A 17635-nucleotide genomic window follows, 5' to 3' on the forward strand; every position below is an offset into this window, starting at 1 on the left:
CAACGTCCGCCGGGTCGACCTGGACACCCTCGATGCGCGACGACTGATGTCGCATAAGAACAACAAGAATGCCGACAACGTCACACGCATGGCCATCGTCGCCGCGGACGAGGCGCTGCGCGACGCCGGGCTCGTGAAGGTCGACGCCGACGCGCCCTACCCGGCCGAGTCCGACACCGGCGAGCTCATCGACGGGATCGACCACGACCGCGTGGCCGTGTCGCTCGGCACCGGCATGGGCGGCGTGCAGACCCTCGCCGAGCAGATCCTCATCCTCGACAAGAAGGGCGAGCGCCTCGTCTCGCCACACACCGTGCCGATGGTCATGCCGAACGCCCCGGCCGGCGCCCTCAGCATCCGCTACGGCCTGCGCGGCGTCGCCACCACGATCTCCACGGCCTGCGCGGCCGGCACGGACGGCATCGCCGCCGGGGCTCGTCTGATCGCCCACGGCACGGCCGACCTCGTCATCGCCGGGGTACCGACTCAAGCCTCACCCCGGTCTGCATCGCCGGCTTCGCCAACATGCGCGCCCTCTCCAAGACCGGCTTCTCGCGCCCCTTCGACCGCGACCGCGACGGCCTGGCTGCTGCCGAGGCGGCCGGCATGCTCATCCTCGAGCCTCTCGAGGCGGCGCAGGCCCGCGGCGCCCACGTCTACATGACGATCGACGGGGCCGCCTCGACGGCTGACGCCTACCACGTGACCGCGCCCGCACCGCACGGGACGGGCGCCGAGCGCACGATGAGGCTCGCCCTCGACGACGCAGGCCTCGCCCCCGACCAGATCGCACACGTCAACGCGCACGGTACCTCGACCAGCCTCAACGACCACGCCGAGAGCGAGGCCGTCGAGCGCGTGTTCGCAGGGTCCTCGCCCATCGTCACGAGCATCAAGGGCGTCACCGGCCACTCGTTCGGCGCCGCCGGCGCGGTCGAGGCCGTCTCGGTCGCGCTCACCATCAAGCACAAGACCGTGCCGCCGACCATCGGCCTCGTCAACCAGGACGACGACATCCACCTCGACATCCCCACCGAGGCCCGACCGTGGACGCCCGGCCCGGTGATGTCGAACAGCTTCGGTTTCGGCGGCCACAACGGCACTCTGGTGTTCTCGCCCGTCGACTGACCTTGATCCGACCGGATGTGCGCGGCGTGCCGCGGACAGCGCCAGGGCTGAGCGCCGCTCGACTCTAAGCTCGATGTTCGTGACCCACTACACCCGGCGGTTCAGCGCCGAGCATCGATGGCCGTCGGTGGTGGCAGTGCTCGTCGCAGTCGCACTCGTGGTCACGCTGCCGGCCACGGTGCATCCGCACCTGCGTCTGGCCATCGCGGGCGTCGAGCTCCTGGGGCTCGTGGTGCTCGTGGCCGTCAACCCCGTGCACCTGACGCGCGAGCCGCGCTGGAGCCGTGTCCTCGCGCGAGGCGAGTCCATCCTCCTCGTGCTCGCCGCCCTGGCGTCGATCGCCGGAACAATCGTGCTGCTCGCCCACGGCGACGACGACGACGGGCCGCGACTGCTGCTGGCAGCCCTGCAGGCCTGGGTCGCACTGGTGATCAGCTTCGCCGTGCTGGCCTGGCACCTCGACCGGGGCGGCCCCGTCCACCGGCGCGACGACTCGGAGGCGGGCGGCCTGCAGGGCCTCCGTATCGACCTCCGCTTCGCGCAGGACGAAGCGCCCACTGGCTCCCGCCGCGCCGGGCCGCACCCCGGCTCGGTCCGTTCGTGGGCGCCGACCTTCACCGACTACCTGCTGTTCTCGCTCACCGCTGCCACGGCGGTGGTGCCCGGGCAGACGGTGCCGCTGTCGACTCGGGCGAAGTTGCTGTGCGCCCTCGAGTCGTTCGCCGGCTACGTGCTGATCGGCATGGTCATTGCGCGAGCGGTCGCTCTGCTGGCCTGACGCCCACTCGAGCCTCACCCAAGATGGTTCGGGGCTCGAACTATCGGCGTAGAGTGGGGGCATGCTCGATCAGCCCTCCCTCGTCTCCGCCGTGCGCGCCCTCGCACGCGCCTCCCGCATCGTCGAGCGCGCCTCCGACGGCCTCAGCTTCGCCGACTACCGCGTGCTCGCGGCGATCTCGAGCGGTGAGGAGCGCGCCTCGCGGCTGGCAGCCCGGCTCGCGGTCGGCAAGCCGACGATCAGCGCCACGGTCGACTCCCTGCACCGCCGCGGCCTCATCCGCCGCGACGCCGTCGCAGGCGATGCTCGGGCGACGTCGTTGGCGCTGACCCCCGAGGGCGAGCAGCTCTTCGACCAGATGGAGGGGCGCATGTGCCGGCAGCTCGAATTGCTGGCCGAGCGAGCACCGGATCCTGACGCCCTCGTCGCGTCACTTGCCGCTCTGGGCGACGCCGTCGAAGAGGCCGTCGCCGAGCGCCGCCAGAAGGAGGCCACCGCGTGAGCAGCCCTGACAGCACACCGATCTCCTCCCCCGACGACACCGCCACCTCCACCGAAGGCTGGATCCGCCGCCTCTGGCGCTACATGCTGCGCCACCGCCGCAGCGTCGTCATCTCGCTCACCGCCGCGCTGCTCGGCAGCCTCTGCCAGGTGGTGGTGCCGCTCGTCGCCCGGCAGATCGTCGACGGCGTCATCGTGGCCAAGTCGTCGCCGCTCGTTCCGTGGCTGATCCTCCTGATCGCCCTGTCGGCCGCGACCTTCGGCTTCACCTACCTCCGGCGCTACCGCGGCGGCCGGGTCGCGCTCGAGGTGCAGAACGACCTCCGCAACGACATGCACGACCACCTGCAGCGCATGGACTTCGCCAGCCTCGACCGGATGCCGACGGGTCAGCTGGTCAGCCGCGCGAACTCCGACAGTGCTCTGGTGCAGGGCCTCCTCAACATGCTGCCCATCATGAGCGGCAACGTCATCCTGATGATCCTGTCGATCGTCGTCATGTTCTTCCTCTCGCCGCTGCTCGCCGTGATCAGCCTGGTGATGGTTCCGGCGCTGGTGTTCACGGCGTACCGCATGCGGGCGAAGATCCTGCCCGCGACCTGGGACGCCCAGCAGCGCGAGGGCGAGGTCGCGCAAATCGTCGACGAAGACGTGAACGGCGTGCGCGTGGTCAAGGCCTTCGGCCGCGAGAAGCGCGAGGTCGAGCACATGGCCGACGTCGCGACGGGGCTCTACGGCTCGCAGATGCGCTCGGTGCGCATCCAGTCGCGGTTCCAGCCGCTGCTCGAGGCGATCCCGACCCTGGCGCAGGTGGCCGTCCTGGCACTCGGCGGCTGGCTCGCCCTCGAGGGGCGCATCAGCATCGGCACGTTCCTCGCCTTCACGAGCTACATCGCGGCCCTCATGGCCCCGGCTCGGCAACTCGCCGGCGTGCTGACCATCGGGCAGCAGGCGCAGGTCGGCATCGAGCGCATCTTCCAGCTGATCGACCGCGAGCCGACCATCCGCGACGCCGCGGACGCGACCGCCCTCGACGACGTCCGCGGCGACATCGAGTTCGACGACGTCACCTTCGGCTACGGCAGCGAGCATGCGGCCCTCGACGGGCTCTCGCTGCACATCCGCGCGGGCGAGCGCGTCGCACTGGTCGGGCCGTCCGGCAGCGGCAAGTCGACGGTGGCGTCTCTCGTGGCGAGGTTCTACGACCCGGTCGGCGGCCGCATCCTGCTCGACGGCCACGAGCTCCGCGACGTGTCGCTGCACTCGTTGCGCTCGAGCATCGGCATGGTCTTCGAAGACAGCTTCCTGTTCTCCGACTCGGTCGGGGCCAACATCGCCTACGGGCGGCAGGATGCCACCGACGCCCAGATTCGCCAGGCCGCCGAGGTCGCCCACGCAACGGGCTTCATCGAGGCCCTCCCCCGCGGCTTCGACACGGTCGTCGGCGAGCGGGGCTTGAGTCTGTCGGGTGGTCAGCGGCAGCGGATCGCGCTGGCGCGCGCGATCCTGTCCGACCCTCGCATCCTGATCCTGGACGATGCGACCAGCGCGATCGACGCGTCGACCGAGCAGTCGATCCACGAGGCGCTGCGCGACGAGCTCGAAGGGCGCACGGTTCTGCTGATCGCGCATCGCGAGTCGACTCTGCACCTGGCCGATCGCATCCTGGTGCTCGATCACGGCCGGGTCGTCGACGAGGGCACCCACGACGAGCTTGTGAAGTCGAGTTCGGTGTATCGCGCGCTGATCACAGGCCTCGACGACGACGAGACGGACGACACCGCAGCCGCGGCCGCGTCGGGCGACATCGACGCGCTGAGCCGGCTGGCGGCGGACGCTGCGGGCAGAGGCGCCGGCGGCGGTGCGGCCGGCTCGGGCACGACGGCCGCGGCCTGGGGTTCGGACCCGCGAGCAGGGCGCGCCGGCGGGGCCGTCGGCCCGGGCGGCGGCCTCGGCATGGGTCTCGGCGGAGGCGGCGGGCGCGGGGGCGGCCGCGGCATGGCGGGCATGTTCGCAGCGACCCCCGAACTGCTTGCGCGAGTGGCGGCTCTCGGGCCCATCCGTGACAAGCCGCGCATCGACCTCGATCGCGAGACGGTGCAGAACCGTGACTTCTCGCTCGGCACACTGCTGCGCGAGTTCCGGAAGCCTCTGCTGCTCGCCCTGCTCTTCGTCGTGATCGACGCCGTGGCGGGCCTCCTCGGGCCGACCCTGGTCAAGACCGGCATCGACTCCGGGGTGCAGAAGGGCTCGGAGGCGGTGCTCTTCGGGGCCGCAGGCCTCTTCCTGCTGGTGACGCTGGCCGACCTGTTCGACGGGATGGCCGAGACGTTCGTGACGGGCCGGGTGGCCCAGCGCGTGATGATGAGCCTGCGCATCCGCATCTTCGCGCAGCTGCAGCGATTGTCGCTCGACTTCTACGAGCGCGAGATGGCGGGCCGCGTGATGACCCGCATGACCACCGACGTCGACCAGTTCGAGTCGCTGATCGAGAACGGCCTGCTTTCGGCCCTCGTCTCGATCGTCACGTTCGTCGGCGTCGGGTCGCCCTCGTGCTCATCAACACCGAGCTCGGCCTGCTCGTGCTCTGCGTGGTCGTGCCCCTCGCGGCAGGCACCGTCTGGTACCGCAGCCGGTCGCGCGTGCTCTACGACGAGGCCCGCGAGCGCATCGCGATCGTGAATGCCGACTTCCAGGAGAGCCTCTCGGGCGTCCGTGAATCGCAGGCGTTCGTGCACGAGGCCGCCACGATGCGTCACTTCCACGGGCTCGGCCGCCGGTACCTCGACTCCCGCATCGCGGCTCAGCGTCTGGTCGCCGTCTACTTCCCGTTCGTGCAGTTCTTATCGGGTGTGGCCGACGTGATCGTGCTGGGGTGGGTGCGACTCTGATCGCGTCCGGTCATCTCACCTCGGGCGCGCTCATCGCCTTCCTGCTTTACATCGACATGTTCTTCTCGCCGATCCAGCAGCTGTCGCAGGTCTTCGACTCATGGCAGCAGACCAGAGTCTCGGTGTCGCGCATCAGCGACCTGATGAAGCTCGAGACGCTCACCCCCGAGGCGCAGGATGCCACGACCCCCCAGCGCCTACGAGGTGCCCTCGAGCTCCGAGGCGTCCGGTTCTCGTACCCGCTCGTGACCCCGGCGACCGCCACCCCCGAGCGTCGCGGCCCCAGCGACCGCCGCTCGATCGCCCTCGCCCCGGCGCTCCACCCGAAGCCGCCCGAAGCGCTGCACGAAATAGCCCTGACGGTTCCACCCGGCGAGACCATCGCCCTCGTCGGCGAGACCGGCGCCGGAAAGTCGACCGTGATGAAGCTGATCGCGCGCTTCTACGACCCCGACGAGGGCGCTGTGCTCGTCGACGGTCACGACCTTCGGCACCTCGACCTGCACGCCTTCCGCACGCAGCTCGGCTACGTGCCGCAGGAGGCCTTCCTCTTCACCGGCAGCGTCCGCGACAACATCAGCTATGGGCGATCCTCGGCGACGGATGCCGAAGTAGAGGCCGCGGCGCGAGCCGTCGGCGCGCACGACTTCGTCGGCGAGCTGCCCGGCGGCTACCACCATCAGCTCTCCGAGCGCGGCCGGTCGCTGTCGGCGGGCCATCGCCAGCTGATCGCGCTCGCCCGAGCCGAACTCGTGGATCCGGCGATCCTGCTGCTCGACGAGGCCACGTCGAACCTCGACCTGCTCACCGAGTCCCGTGTCACCGCGGCCATGCAGAGCGTGTCGCGGGGCCGCACCACCGTCGTGATCGCCCACCGGCTGCAGACCGCGCGCGCCGCCGACCGCATCGGCGTGCTCGCCGGCGGCCGGATCGCCGAGCTCGGCAGCCACGACGAGCTCCTTGCCCTCGACGGGAAGTACGCGTCGATGTGGCGGGCGTACGAGGCGGTGGAGGCCCGCTAGCCCTGGCGAAATCCGGCTGTCATGTGCGCCGAGTAGAATAGGTCGGACAGGGAAGGACAACAGCTGATGTCGAGTCGATCAGAGACGGAGACCTCCGAACGGGTGCCCGGTTCGCCGAATCACCGGTCGGACCGTTCTCGACTTCGGCACGGCCTCGGCGCGTGGGACCGCGTGCTGATGCACGACATCGGCCTGGTCAAGATGTTCGCCGCCGGGCGCGTCCTCTTCACCCTTCCGGCCGGGATGGCCGCGGGTTACGGAGTCGCTCTGATCTTCGGGCTGCCGGCGCTGGTCGGGATCATGCTCGGCGCCCTCCCCGCCTTCCTCAGCTGCTTCGTCGTCGTCGACTCCACAGCCAGTCGCGTCGCCGCGCGATCGGCCGCGCTCTACGTGCCGTTCGCTCTCGCGCTGTTCTGCAGCATCGCCCTCCGCGAGTTCCGCGTGCTCGAGCTCGTGCTGATCATCCTGCTTCTCTTCATCCAGTTCTACGCATCGCGGTTCGGCGTCTGGGTGGGTGACTTCGGTGCCGGGCTCTTCGCGGCCTACCTCGTGGGCCTCCTGCTGCCGCTGCCCCTCACGTCCTTCCCGGTGCTCGCCCTGATCTTCGCCGTCTCGCTGCTCGCGACGGTCATCGTCCGGTCGGCGATCTTCCACCCCAACGCCTACCGCTCGCTGATGCGGTCGCGACGTGCTTTCCTGGCCTGGGGCACCCGGGTCCTGGAGGCGTCCGCCGACGTCCTCGACGAATCGTCCCGCGACAAGCGCGCTCACGTGCGGCTCCGGCGGCGGCGCAGCCAGTATCACGAGGCGGCCCTGATCGCCGACGGCATGCTGGCCGTACCCGGCTCCGGCGCGACCGGCGAGACCGCCGAGCGCCTCCACTCCCTCCTCTTCGACACCGAGCAGGCCATCGACGGCCTGGCTCGCGTCGCCCACGAGCTGGCATCGGCCGGTGCCCCGGCCGAGGTGCGCGCCGGCGTCGCCCGGGCCATCCGCCTCGTCCTCGAGCGCTCCGGCGGCGAAGGCCACGCTGCTGCGACCCGCCTGCTCGCCTGGGCCGACACCTCCCCCGAGGTCGTCGCCGACGCGCGCTGGGCGAACGCCGTGCACCGCACCGCCATCCTTCTCGATGACATCGCCGCGACCGCCGACGAGTGGCGCTCGGTGCGCCGCAGCCTGCCTACGTCCGGCGAGGGCGTGCCGTTCGAGTCGCCCGTCGTGCTCTTCATGGGCCGCCCGGCGGGCGCGACACCCATCCTCAACGCCGAGCTCGCCGACGGCGGCATGTCCGGCCCGTGGCGGCGCCTCAAGGTCTCGCCGGCTCTCCGCACCGCGATCCAGGCGGCCGTCGCGGTGGCGATCGTCGAGCCCATCGCGCTCGCCCTCGACGGGCAGCGCTTCTACTGGGGCGTCATCGGCGTGATGGTGGTGCTCGCCGGCACCAACTCGATCCACGACCGGGTTCGCAAGACCGTCAACCGTGGCATCGGCACTGTGATCGGCGGGGCCATCGGCATCGTGCTCGTCCACTTCGTCGGCGTGACGCACCCGTGGATCACCCTCGTGATCGTCGTCGTCTTCCTCGTAGCGGGCATGTACGGCTTCACCCGCTCGTACGCCTTCTGGGTGATCGGCCTCGTCGTCGTGCTCTGTCAGGTCTACAACTACTCGGGCGCATTCAGCGACGGCTTGATCGTCTACCGCCTCGTCGAGAACCTCCTCGGTGCGGTGATCGCCGTGATCGTCAGCGCGGTGATCCTGCCGCTCGCGACCGGCCGCATGATCCGCCGCGCCGTGATCCGCCAGCTGGCCACCGTACGGCGCTTCCTCGAGGCGTCGCGCGGCATGGGTTCGGGGCCAGAGAGCGCCGCCGCCCTGCGCCGCGCCTCGCGCGCGATCGACCAGGCCACCTACCAGCTCGAATCGGTGATGAAGCCACTGGTGCGCTTCACGTCCGGCGGCGGCAGCCGGCGCGACGACCGCACTCGCACCGCCCTCGTCGGCGTCGCCTCGACCCTCCGCGGCGCGGCCTACCGCGGCGAGCGGCACCGCCCGCTGAGCGATGACCGGGCGACCAGCCTGAGCGAGATCGTCGACGTGCTCGGAGGCTCCATCTCGGGGCTGTCCGAAGCGGTCGCCGCTTCCGGGCCTGGCGCACGTGCAACGCCCGCGTCAGGCGCGCCCGTGCCGACGCCGGTGTGGCGCAGCTCCGCGTCGCTCCTCACGGCCCTCGACGAGCAGCTCGCCGACAGCGGAGACGACGTCCTGCTCAGCTACCGGCTGCACGCCCTCATGCGGGTCGACGAGGCGATGGCCGGTCTCGCGCCGCTCTACGGCATGCACGTCGATGCCACAGCCCCCCGCACCGACCTGGTCGAGCGGCGGGCCCACATCACGGCCGGCCACGTGCGTCGGCGGTTCCCCGCGGCCTGAGACGACCGATCCTGATCCTGCGCCATTTTCATGCGAATGCATGGTTTCGGGAATGAGGCGCTGAGGCGCACGGTTGAGACGCTCATGAAGCGCATCGGATTCTTGTCGTTCGGGCACTACCAACCCGTTCCCGGGTCGAAGACCCGCACCGCTCGCGACGTGCTGACGCAGACCATCGAGCTGGCCGTCGCCGCCGAAGAGATCGGCATCGACAACGCCTCCGTGCGCGTGCACCACTTCGCCCGCCAGTTGGCCTCGCCCTTCCCCTTGCTGGCGGCCATGGCCGCGCGCACTTCACGGATCGAGCTCGGCACCGGTGTCATCGACATGCGCTACGAGAACCCGCTCTACATGGCCGAAGAGGCCGCGGCGACCGACCTCATCAGCGACTCGCGGCTGCAACTCGGCGTGAGCCGGGGGTCACCCGAGACGGCGCTGGCAGGATACGAGTCGTTCGGCTACGTCCCCGCCGAGGGCCAGACGGATGCCGACATGGCCCGGCAGCACGCGGGGGTCTTCCTGCGCGCAATCGAGGGAGCGGGCGTCGCGCACGCCAACCCCGAGATGACCGGCGGCCAGACGGGCGGGCTGTCGATCATGCCGCAGTCGGAGACGCTGCGCGAGCGGATCTGGTGGGGCTCGGGCACCCGCTCGACCGCGAAGTGGGCGGCCGAGATGGGCATGAACCTGCAGTCGTCGACCCTGCTCACCGAAGACACCGGCGAGTCTTTCGGCGACCTGCAGGCGTCGCAGATCGAGATCTATCGCGACGCGTGGAAGGCCGCGGGGTGGGAGCGCGAGCCGCGCGTGTCGGTGAGCCGCAGCATCCTGCCGATCACGACCGACATCGACCGGATGTACTTCGGCGGGCGCCAAGACGACGCCGAAGACCAGGTCGGCTACATCGGCGGCGAACTCGCGCGCTTCGGCAAGAGCTACGCCGGCGAGCCCGACGAGATCGCCGGCGCGCTCGTGCAAGACGCCGCCGTGATGTCGGCGGACACCCTGCTGCTGACCGTGCCGAACCAGCTCGGCGTCGACTACAACGCCCGACTGCTCGAGACCGTAGCCGAGCACATCGCGCCCGCCATCGGCTGGAGTCGCGCGCTCGTCTAGCGAGATGGCCCCGCGCGTTGGTCTGGCCCGGGCGGCCTCCGCGAGGGGCCGCCGCGTTGGTAGAACCGGAGTTTGCGTGCAGCCGGGGTCGCGCGCCCAGCCGCCCCCGTCGGCGCGCGCCAGAAGTCCGGTTTCACCAACCGGGCGCAGCCGGCCGAAGTGGGCAGCCGCACATCTCCGGGGCGGCACCGTTCGGACGGCCCGACTCCGATCTCGCGCAACCCAGGTTGGCAAAACCGGACTTCGCGCGGTCGCAGGGTGACTCCTCGGCCGCGTGCTGCCGTGGCGGCCCGAAACTCCTGGTTTACCAACGAGCTCAGCGGGGCGGGGGGCGCCGCGAGGGGCGGGGCGGGCGGCGCCTAGACGGAGGCGCCGCGCATCGCGTCGGCGGTGAGTGCCACCGACTCCAGCCGGCCTGCGATCTGCGGCGACTGGTGCGCGACGATCAGCTCGTCGGCCTGCGCCGACTCGGCGAACGCCGCGAGATACGAGCGCACCTCCGAAGGGGTGCCGACGGCCGCGTACTTCATCATGTTCGCGATCTGACGCCCGTTCGGCGTGGTCAAGAAGATGTCGATCTGCTCGTCGGTGTATTCGGCCGAGCCCGGCGTCCGCGAGATCATGCCGCGCACGCGGGTGCGGCGCGTGGCGTCGAACTGCGCCTGCGCGTCGTCGGCCGAGGCGGCGGCGACCACGTTGACGCCCGCGATGACGTACGGCGACGAGAGCTGCGCCGACGGGGTGAACTCGCGCCGGTAGAACTCGACTGCGTCGTGCAGCAGGTCGGGCGAGAAGTGCGACGCGAAGGCGTACGGCAGGCCGTACGCGGCGGCGAGCTGGGCGCCGAACATCGACGATCCCAGGATGTAGAGGGGCACGTTCGTGCCGGCGCCAGGCGTCGCCGAGACCCCCGCGACACGCGACTCGCCGCTGAGGTAGCCCTGCAGCTCGAGCACGTCCTGCGGGAAGGAGTCGGCCGACATCGGGTCGCGGCGCATCGCGCGCATCGTGACCTGGTCGCTGCCGGGGGCGCGCCCGAGCCCGAGGTCGATTCGGCCCGGGTAGAGCGACGCGAGTGTGCCGAACTGCTCGGCGATCACTAGCGGCGAGTGGTTCGGCAGCATGACGCCGCCCGAGCCCAGGCGGATCGTCGAGGTCTTGCCCGCGACGTGCCCGATCAGCACGCTCGTCGCCGACGAGGCGATGGTCGGCATGTTGTGGTGCTCGGCATACCAGACGCGCTCGTAGCCGTGAGCCTCGGCGGCCTGCGCCAGGGCGACGGAGTTCTCGAAACTCTGCGCGACGGTCTCGCCGGGGGCGATGGGCGCGAGGTCCAGGATCGAGAGGCGCGGCGTCGAGAAATCACTGTCACTGGTCATACCGTCCCCAACAGCCGAGCAGTCGAGATCGTTCCCGATACGCTTCGATCATGGCCGCGCTCGACGACTACCTCCGCCACCCGAAGCACGGCCCGCTGCCCGCGCTGCTGCTCGTGCTGACGATCACCACGGGGTGATCGACGCCACCAGCATCCTGGGGCTCGGCCGGGTCTTCGTCGCCAACATGACGGGCAACGTCGTCTTCATCGGGTTCGCCCTGGCCGGCGCGCCGGGCTATTCGATCTGGGGGTCGCTCGTGGCGCTGGCCGCCTTCCTCGTCGGGGCGAGCGGCGGCGGCTCGCTCATCGCCCGCACGGCGTCGAACCGCGGCGTGCTGCTGCGCAACTCGCTGGCGATCCAGTGCGTGCTGTTCGCCGCGGCACTCGTGGTGGCGATCGCGGCAGTGGCCTCGGGGGCGAGCAGCGGGGTGCGTGGGTCGGCCACCCTGCCGATCGGCGACCAGGTCGTGATCCTGGCCTGCGCGGCTCTGGCCCTGGGGTTCCAGAACTCCGTCGTGCGACAGCTTGCCGTGCCCGACATGACCACCACTGTGCTGACGATGACCTTGACGGGCATCGGCTCGGACCTGCGGAAGGGCGATCGACGCACGGCCTCCCGGCGCATCGTCGCGGTGCTGGCGATGCTGGTGGGCGCCTTCGTGGGGGCGCTGCTGGTGCTGTCGCTGGGCAGCGTCGCCGGGCTCGCACTGGCGCTCGCGCTGCTCGTGGTGACGTTCGGCGGGGCAGCCGCGGCGAGCCGACGCGACGCCGCGTGGCAGCACGCCTGACACTCAGACGCTCAGACGCGCAGACGCGCAGACGCGCAGACGCGCAGGCGCGCAGAAGCGCAGGGCGGCAGGATCCGACGCCCTAGGCGGTCACCCGGCTCACTTCGTACTCGCGGGTCAGCCAGGCGCCTTCGGGCCGCACCATGCAGGCCCGCTCGGTGGCGCAGGTCTTCCAGTCGGATTGCGCATAGACGAAGAAGGCCGCCTCCTTCGCCGCGATCTGCTTCGAGCTGAGGTTCGCAGGAAAGCGCTCGAGCGTGTAGCCGCGGTACCCCGCGAAGCTCGGCGCGCCCGACCCGGCCGGCCGCCCCTCGGCATGGACACGCTCGGCGAGGTAGGCCGCGACGTGGTGGTCGCTGTGGTCGCCGTCGCCGAAAGCGCCGATGTGATCGAGCGTCAGGATGCGGGTCGGCCGGGTCTCGTCCATGATCGAACGCAGCGCGGCGTGCAGGCTGGCCAGGGTGTGGGTGGCACTGCCGTCGACGGCGGTGATGGTCGACTGGCCGCCCTCCCACAGCCGCCGCAGGCTCGCGCCGCCCGACCGCCGGCCGCCCGCGCCGTCGACGCCGCCGTCTGGCAGGCGCAGGAACAGCAGGCGCACCCGTGGGGCCGCGGCCAGGGTCGCCTGCGCGACCGGGATGGCCGGTGCGCCGGGTCCGACGGACAGAGAGCGCTCCTCGTCGAGCCAGACGTCGCCGACTCCGAGCATGGCGGCGTAGGCGGCGCGGACGCCGGCCTCGCGCGCCTTCCAGTACCACTCCTCGTCGTCGTCGTCTCCCGCCGTCAGGTACACGGTCGTCATCGGGGTGCGCTCGTCGACGTCTGCCTGAAGGCTGAGGCTCTGGAAGAGCAGGTCGTCGTCCTGGTGCGCGAGGATGCGCAGCGTGCCGCCGACCGACACCGAGGCCGAGGCCGAGGGCAGCGTCGACACGGCGGCCGCAGCCCGCTGCTGCTGCTGCTGCCTCGCCGCTCGGGCTTGCGCTGCGAGGCGCGCCAGGCGGCGCCTCGCAATTCGGACGTAGGGCGTCATTTTTTGGTCAGCGCGTAGATCTCGGTGCCGTCGTGGCTGTAGGCCAGGGTCGACTCGGCGGCGATGTGGCTCTCGATCGAGGTGATCTCGGCTCGGGTGAACGTGCCGCTCTCGATGGCCGTGTGCGTCTGATTGGGAGAGAAGGCGACCCAGGTGGTGCCGCCGTCGTAGCGCTGCGCGATGAGCTCTTCGAGGCGCTTGTTGTTCACCCTGGTCGGGTCCTCGTTCTTGACGTCGGTCATGGCCGTCGACTGGGCGTAGCGCAGCAGCTGCTTCGGGTAGTTCGGCCCGATCAGCAGCGGGAAGGTGTCGTCGACGCTGAACACGGTGTCGTCGTCGTTGAAGTGCGCGTCGAGCCACAGCGCCCCGTTGACGTCGGCGCGCGAGATGCGGAGGCTCGCCTCGGGCTGGAAGTAGGTGCCGACGAACAGGATCAGCAGGACGGTGAGCGCGGCGATCAGCCCGGTCATGCGGATCGCCGGGCGCTTGCCCGACCAGAAGAGCCAGGCCACGCCCATGGCGTAGAACGGCAGGCCGAAGAGGAACACCCGGAACTTGCCCTCGCCGCCATAGCTCTGGCCGAAGAACGTGAACACCGGGGCGAACGCCAGCCACGCCACCACGAGCGTCGTGCGCACGTGGCCGTTCAGGATGCGACGAACGAACCCGGCGAGAGCCAGCACGACGGCGACGCCGGTCAGCAGGATGACACCGTGGCTCTGCAGTGTCGCCGCCTCCGAGACGCCGAACGTGCTCACCGACGCCGTGCTGGCGTTGGCGACGGGATCGAAGCTCGAGAACAGGCCGAAGTTCGTCTCGACGTAGCCGAGGTTCGGGATCAGGTAGACGACCGGCACCACGACCACGACCAGGGCGAGCCAGAGCGGGCGCAGGTAGCCGAAGACCAGCAGAGGCAGAAGCGCCAGGATCGCCACGTAGGGCGTGAGCTGGTGGCTGAACGTGATGACGACCTGCAGCACGATGATCGCGACGATCGCCAGGACGCGTGCACGGGGCGACCGGCCCGCGCCCAGCAGCTCGCCGTTGATCGTGCGACCAAACCGTCGAGCCGGGGTCGCGAGCACGTTTTCGAGCCATCTCAGCGGTCGCCGGGGCTCGCCCCCGAGGGTGTGGACGGCCACGAGCGCGGCCGTCAGGTAGAGCATGAACGCGAACGCCTGCGGCGAGTAGTAGTTCTGGCCCACCCAGTTGCCGACGGTGAACACGATCACCGCGGTCCAGGCCCAGCGCCGGTGGCGCGAGATCGAACGGGCGATCGCGAGCACGAGGAGGCCGTCGACGAGCGCAAAGGCGACCTCGGCCCATGCGGCGTAGTCGACCGCGTTCGGCAGGCCGATCGAGGTGCCGAGAGAGGCGGCGAACGAGAAGAAGCCCGGCCAGCGGTTGTAGATGTCGATCGACGGCTTCACGCTGCCGTGCGTGGCGATGTAGTTCGTGACGGCGATGTGCTTGTACACCCAGGGCAGGCGGGGTGCGTTCTCGACCACGTCGGCCGAGGCGTAGAGGATCACGATCAGCGTCGCGATGCTCCCGGCGAGGAGCCCGTGCGAGCGCAGCTTCGTGAAGAGGCCGAACATCACGACCGCGAAGGCCAGGGCGACCGAGACGTACCAGACGGCGGGGAAGGCGGCGAGGAGGCCCAGCTGGCCGAGGTCCGTGGAGTTCGTCAGCGAGACGCCGACGATCCAGAGAACGAAGGCGACCGCGAGGGCGATCCACGCGCCGAGCACCGGGCGGGCGAGCCGGTGGCCCTGGGCCGACGCCGGGCGGGCGGGGGCGGGGTCGAGCTCGGCCCCTGATCCTGAATCGACGGCGAGCGCGCCTGCGGGCTTTCGCGCGATGAGGACGGCGGCGATCACCAGGATCGCGACGGCGGCGGGCTTCGGGTGCCAGAAGTGCGTCCACACCATCCCGACGGCAACGACGGTCTCGAACAGGATGCTGCCGATCAGGGTCAGGGCGACGCGCGCAGCCGGTTCGATGGCGGCGAAGCGGCGCAGCAGTGTCCAGCCGGGCACCAGCATCAAAGCGACGAGCACGACGATGGTACGGACGGGGCCCTGGGCGTCGAGCCCGATCAGAACCGCCGCGACGATGCCGAAGACGGCGAGGCCGATCTCGGCGGCGCGCAGGGGCGCGAGGCGCGGCCGGGGATCGGTCGCGGGGGGCGCTTCGAGCTGGGTGGTCATCGGTTCACTGGTGCTTTCCGGGCTGCGCTCGCAGCCATCAGGACGTTCTCGAGGTCGTCGACGTGCCTCTCGTACGAGAAGTGCGTCTCGACGAAGGCGCGGCAACGGAGGCCCAGCAGCGGGTCGCTCTCGTGCCAGTCGAGCAGCTGCGACAGCCGGGTCGCCAGGCCCTCCGCGTCGCCGGGGATGACGAGCATCGGCGCCATCTCGCCCGTGAGCACGTCGACCATTCCGCCCTGGCGCGTGCCGATGGCGGGGCGACCGGTCGACATCGCCTCGACCAGCACGCGGCCGAAGCCTTCGGGCGCGATCGAGGGCGAGACGACGACGTCTGCCGCGGTGAGCAGCGGCAGCACATCGCTCTGCACGGGCAGGACGCGCACGGAGCCCTCGGGCATCGCCGACAGCAGCTGCGCGATGGGCCCGTCGGCGTCCGAGCCCGCGAGCACCAGGACCGCCTTCGACGGGGCGAGGCCGAGGCCGCGCCACGCGTCGAGCAGCGTCGCCACGCCCTTGCTCTCGACCAGGCGGCCGAGGTAGAGCGCGACGCGCGTGCCGGGGTCGACGCCGAGGGCGATCTTGGCCTCGGCCTCGTCGGAGAGGTCGGCGAAGGGGTACTTGTCGGGCGGCACGGCGTTCGGCACGACGGCGACGCGGTCTTCCGGGATGCCGCGATCGACCCACTCCTGCTTCATGTAGTCGGAGACGGCGACGAACCGGGCGACCCTCCGCGAGAGAAGGCCGAGGTTGTTGTAATTGGGGGCGTGATGCAGGTGCACGACGAGTGGCAGCCGTGCGATCCGCGCGACGACCTGACCCCAGACGAGGTACTCCGGGCGGTTGAGCCAGAGCACGTCGGCGTGGGAGCGGCGAGCGGCGCGGGCGGCGCGCACGAAACGGGCGAGGTCGCGCAGCGCGTGGTTCGGCCGGAACAGGAACGAGAACGGACCCGTCATCCTGACGCCTTCGGCTTCGAAGCCCCGCCGCATCGACCCGTCACGCGCATAGAGGATCTCGACGGCGTGGCCGTCGGCCACGAGCGCGCGGGTGTCCTCGTCGAGGCACAGCTCGATGCCGCCGACCGGCTCCAAGAACTCGGTCGACGTCAGGATGCGCAAGCGGGCACGCGGGTCGCGCCGGCGGCTTCCGTGCCCGCCGGCGGTCGCATGCCTCGAATCGAGCACCACCGTCACGCCCTCGCGCCGACCGAGGTGCCCTCGCGGACGACCTCGGGTGCGGCTTTGAGCGCCTGCGTCGACTTCCACCAGCGTCGGCTGCGGAGATAGGCGAGGGGGCCCTTGGGGTAGCCGCTGAGCTCGTCGAAGACGAGCGACGCGGGGTAGCCGGTGTCGAGGGCCTGCTCGACAGCGGTCTGCTGCGGGCCGGCCGTGCCGCGCGAGCGGGTGACGACGCGGCCGATCGTCTGCTTGACCATCGTCACGGAGGCGAGCGGCACCTGCCAGCCGAGGCCCAGCAGGTGGCGCGGATCGGCCGCGGTGAGGGCGAACAGCAACGCCGTGAAGCCGAGGCCGTAGCCGTGCAGCTGGCTCTCGAGCTCGCGGAGCGACTGCCGGTGCCGGTGATGCACCACGGCGCCGGGCTCGAAGGCGAGCTTGTCGCCTCGCCAGAGCATCGTCATCAGGGTGGCCAGGTCTTCGCCGCCGAGAGCCGGGGTGCCTGTGCCGAGAGCGTTGTCGAAGCCGCCCGCGGCGATCAGCGATTCGCGACGGTACGACATGTTGGCCCCTGCGCCGTACGCCCCGACGCCGTAGACGGCGAAGCGGGCGGACTCGAACCCGTCGGCCCCGTACGCCGCGATGCGCGACCCGCGGATCAGGCGCGGCACGTCGTCGACGGCGCGCAGGAGGGCGGGCGCGAAGAGGCGCTCGCCGCTGAAGCCGCCGTAATAGCGCTCGAACCAGAACTGCGCCGGTGTCTCGAGCTCGGCCGGCAGGATCATGCCGGTCATCACGTCGATGCGGTCGCGGCGCGAGAAGCGCTCGCCGATCACCCGCAGCCAGTTGTCGTCGACCCGCACGTCGTCGTCGGTGTAGGCGACGACGTCGTAGCGCGCGGCGGCGAGGCCGGCGTTGCGGGCGGCCGCGATGCCGGCCTTCCGCTGGTGCACCACGCGAATGTGCGGGTACGGCTCGAGGAGGCCCGGCAGGATGTCGAACTCGGGGTCGACGACTCGGTTGTCGACCAGGATGAACTCGTGCTCGCCCTCGTACTGCTGGCGGGCAAGGCCCGTGAGCAGCTGCCGCAGGTCGTCTTCGCGAGCCACCATCGTGCAGACCACGACCGAGACGCTCGGCATCGGCAGCCCGGAGTCGTAGTCACGGTCGGTGTCGGGGGCCGGG

At 70.8% G+C, this 17635-nt stretch carries 12 protein-coding genes and 2 pseudogenes; 9 read left to right on the forward strand and 5 right to left on the reverse strand.

Annotated elements, in window-relative coordinates; all coding sequences use genetic code 11:
* Window positions 1-88: 88 nt before the first annotated feature.
* From AX769_RS26140 to AX769_RS20055, 8 genes and pseudogenes are all read left to right on the forward strand, one after another.
* Window positions 89-576, forward strand: a pseudogene (locus AX769_RS26140) (beta-ketoacyl synthase N-terminal-like domain-containing protein); the annotation flags it as partial.
* 30 nt (window positions 577-606) lie between these two features.
* Window positions 607-1128 (forward strand): beta-ketoacyl synthase, encoded by a 522-nt coding sequence (locus AX769_RS24850; RefSeq protein ID WP_066282653.1) that lies wholly within the window; start codon window positions 607-609, stop codon window positions 1126-1128.
* 79 nt (window positions 1129-1207) lie between these two features.
* The gene (locus tag AX769_RS20035; RefSeq protein WP_157887743.1) at window positions 1208-1906 is read left to right on the forward strand and encodes a hypothetical protein; all 699 of its coding nucleotides are present in this window, start codon (window positions 1208-1210) and stop codon (window positions 1904-1906) included.
* A 61-nt stretch (window positions 1907-1967) separates the two neighbouring features.
* Window positions 1968-2408 (forward strand): MarR family winged helix-turn-helix transcriptional regulator, encoded by a 441-nt coding sequence (locus AX769_RS20040; protein ID WP_066282657.1) that lies wholly within the window; start codon window positions 1968-1970, stop codon window positions 2406-2408.
* An 83-nt stretch (window positions 2409-2491) separates the two neighbouring features.
* Window positions 2492-5298 (forward strand): annotated as a pseudogene (locus AX769_RS20045) (ABC transporter ATP-binding protein).
* The gene (locus AX769_RS24860) at window positions 5283-6320 is read left to right on the forward strand and encodes an ABC transporter ATP-binding protein (RefSeq protein WP_204249257.1); all 1038 of its coding nucleotides are present in this window, start codon (window positions 5283-5285) and stop codon (window positions 6318-6320) included. The pseudogene AX769_RS20045 and the gene AX769_RS24860 overlap by 16 nt, the downstream one beginning before the upstream one ends.
* Before the next feature lie 177 nt (window positions 6321-6497).
* Window positions 6498-8753, forward strand: coding sequence for an FUSC family protein (locus AX769_RS20050; protein ID WP_157887744.1), 2256 nt, complete (start codon window positions 6498-6500; stop codon window positions 8751-8753).
* 84 nt (window positions 8754-8837) lie between these two features.
* Window positions 8838-9869 carry an LLM class flavin-dependent oxidoreductase gene (locus AX769_RS20055; RefSeq protein ID WP_066282664.1) on the forward strand — a complete coding sequence of 344 codons (1032 nt, stop codon included), beginning with the start codon at window positions 8838-8840 and terminating at the stop codon, window positions 9867-9869.
* Between the two features lie 359 nt (window positions 9870-10228).
* On the opposite strand, the gene AX769_RS20060 is transcribed toward AX769_RS20055, so the two are convergent.
* Window positions 10229-11248, reverse strand: a complete 1020-nt coding sequence (locus tag AX769_RS20060; RefSeq protein ID WP_066282666.1) for an LLM class flavin-dependent oxidoreductase — start codon at window positions 11246-11248, stop codon at window positions 10229-10231.
* 133 nt (window positions 11249-11381) lie between these two features.
* Between AX769_RS20060 and AX769_RS20065 the strand changes: the two genes are divergently transcribed.
* Entirely contained in the window at window positions 11382-12035 is a 654-nt protein-coding gene (locus tag AX769_RS20065) for a DUF1275 family protein (RefSeq protein WP_204249259.1), read from the forward strand.
* 82 nt (window positions 12036-12117) lie between these two features.
* Here AX769_RS20065 and AX769_RS24305 read toward each other — a convergent pair whose 3' ends face one another.
* From AX769_RS24305 to AX769_RS20085, 4 genes are read right to left on the reverse strand one after another with little or no spacing between them, the layout of a single operon-like run.
* Entirely contained in the window at window positions 12118-13065 is a 948-nt protein-coding gene (locus AX769_RS24305; protein ID WP_066282669.1) for a PIG-L family deacetylase, read from the reverse strand.
* Entirely contained in the window at window positions 13062-15275 is a 2214-nt protein-coding gene (locus AX769_RS24310; RefSeq protein ID WP_066282671.1) for a hypothetical protein, read from the reverse strand. Before AX769_RS24310 ends, AX769_RS24305 begins: the two co-directional genes overlap by 4 nt.
* Window positions 15272-16462 (reverse strand): glycosyltransferase family 4 protein, encoded by a 1191-nt coding sequence (locus tag AX769_RS20080; RefSeq protein WP_157887745.1) that lies wholly within the window; start codon window positions 16460-16462, stop codon window positions 15272-15274. Before AX769_RS20080 ends, AX769_RS24310 begins: the two co-directional genes overlap by 4 nt.
* Before the next feature lie 2 nt (window positions 16463-16464).
* Entirely contained in the window at window positions 16465-17592 is a 1128-nt protein-coding gene (locus AX769_RS20085) for a glycosyltransferase family 2 protein (protein WP_066282677.1), read from the reverse strand.
* Window positions 17593-17635: the final 43 nt, after the last annotated feature.

Origin of the sequence: Frondihabitans sp. PAMC 28766 (genome assembly GCF_001577365.1) — a bacterium.
Classification (GTDB): domain Bacteria; phylum Actinomycetota; class Actinomycetes; order Actinomycetales; family Microbacteriaceae; genus Frondihabitans.

Coding starts and splice junctions, on each gene's coding strand:
- AX769_RS24850 (WP_066282653.1), top strand. CDS start 607: ATGCTCATCCTCGAGCCTCTCGAGGCGGCGCAGGCCCGCGGCGCCCAC.
- AX769_RS20040 (WP_066282657.1), top strand. CDS start 1,968: ATGCTCGATCAGCCCTCCCTCGTCTCCGCCGTGCGCGCCCTCGCACGC.
- AX769_RS20050 (WP_157887744.1), top strand. CDS start 6,498: ATGCACGACATCGGCCTGGTCAAGATGTTCGCCGCCGGGCGCGTCCTC.
- AX769_RS20055 (WP_066282664.1), top strand. CDS start 8,838: ATGAAGCGCATCGGATTCTTGTCGTTCGGGCACTACCAACCCGTTCCC.
- AX769_RS20060 (WP_066282666.1), bottom strand. CDS start 11,248: ATGACCAGTGACAGTGATTTCTCGACGCCGCGCCTCTCGATCCTGGAC.
- AX769_RS24305 (WP_066282669.1), bottom strand. CDS start 13,065: ATGACGCCCTACGTCCGAATTGCGAGGCGCCGCCTGGCGCGCCTCGCA.
- AX769_RS24310 (WP_066282671.1), bottom strand. CDS start 15,275: ATGACCACCCAGCTCGAAGCGCCCCCCGCGACCGATCCCCGGCCGCGC.
- AX769_RS20085 (WP_066282677.1), bottom strand. CDS start 17,592: ATGCCGAGCGTCTCGGTCGTGGTCTGCACGATGGTGGCTCGCGAAGAC.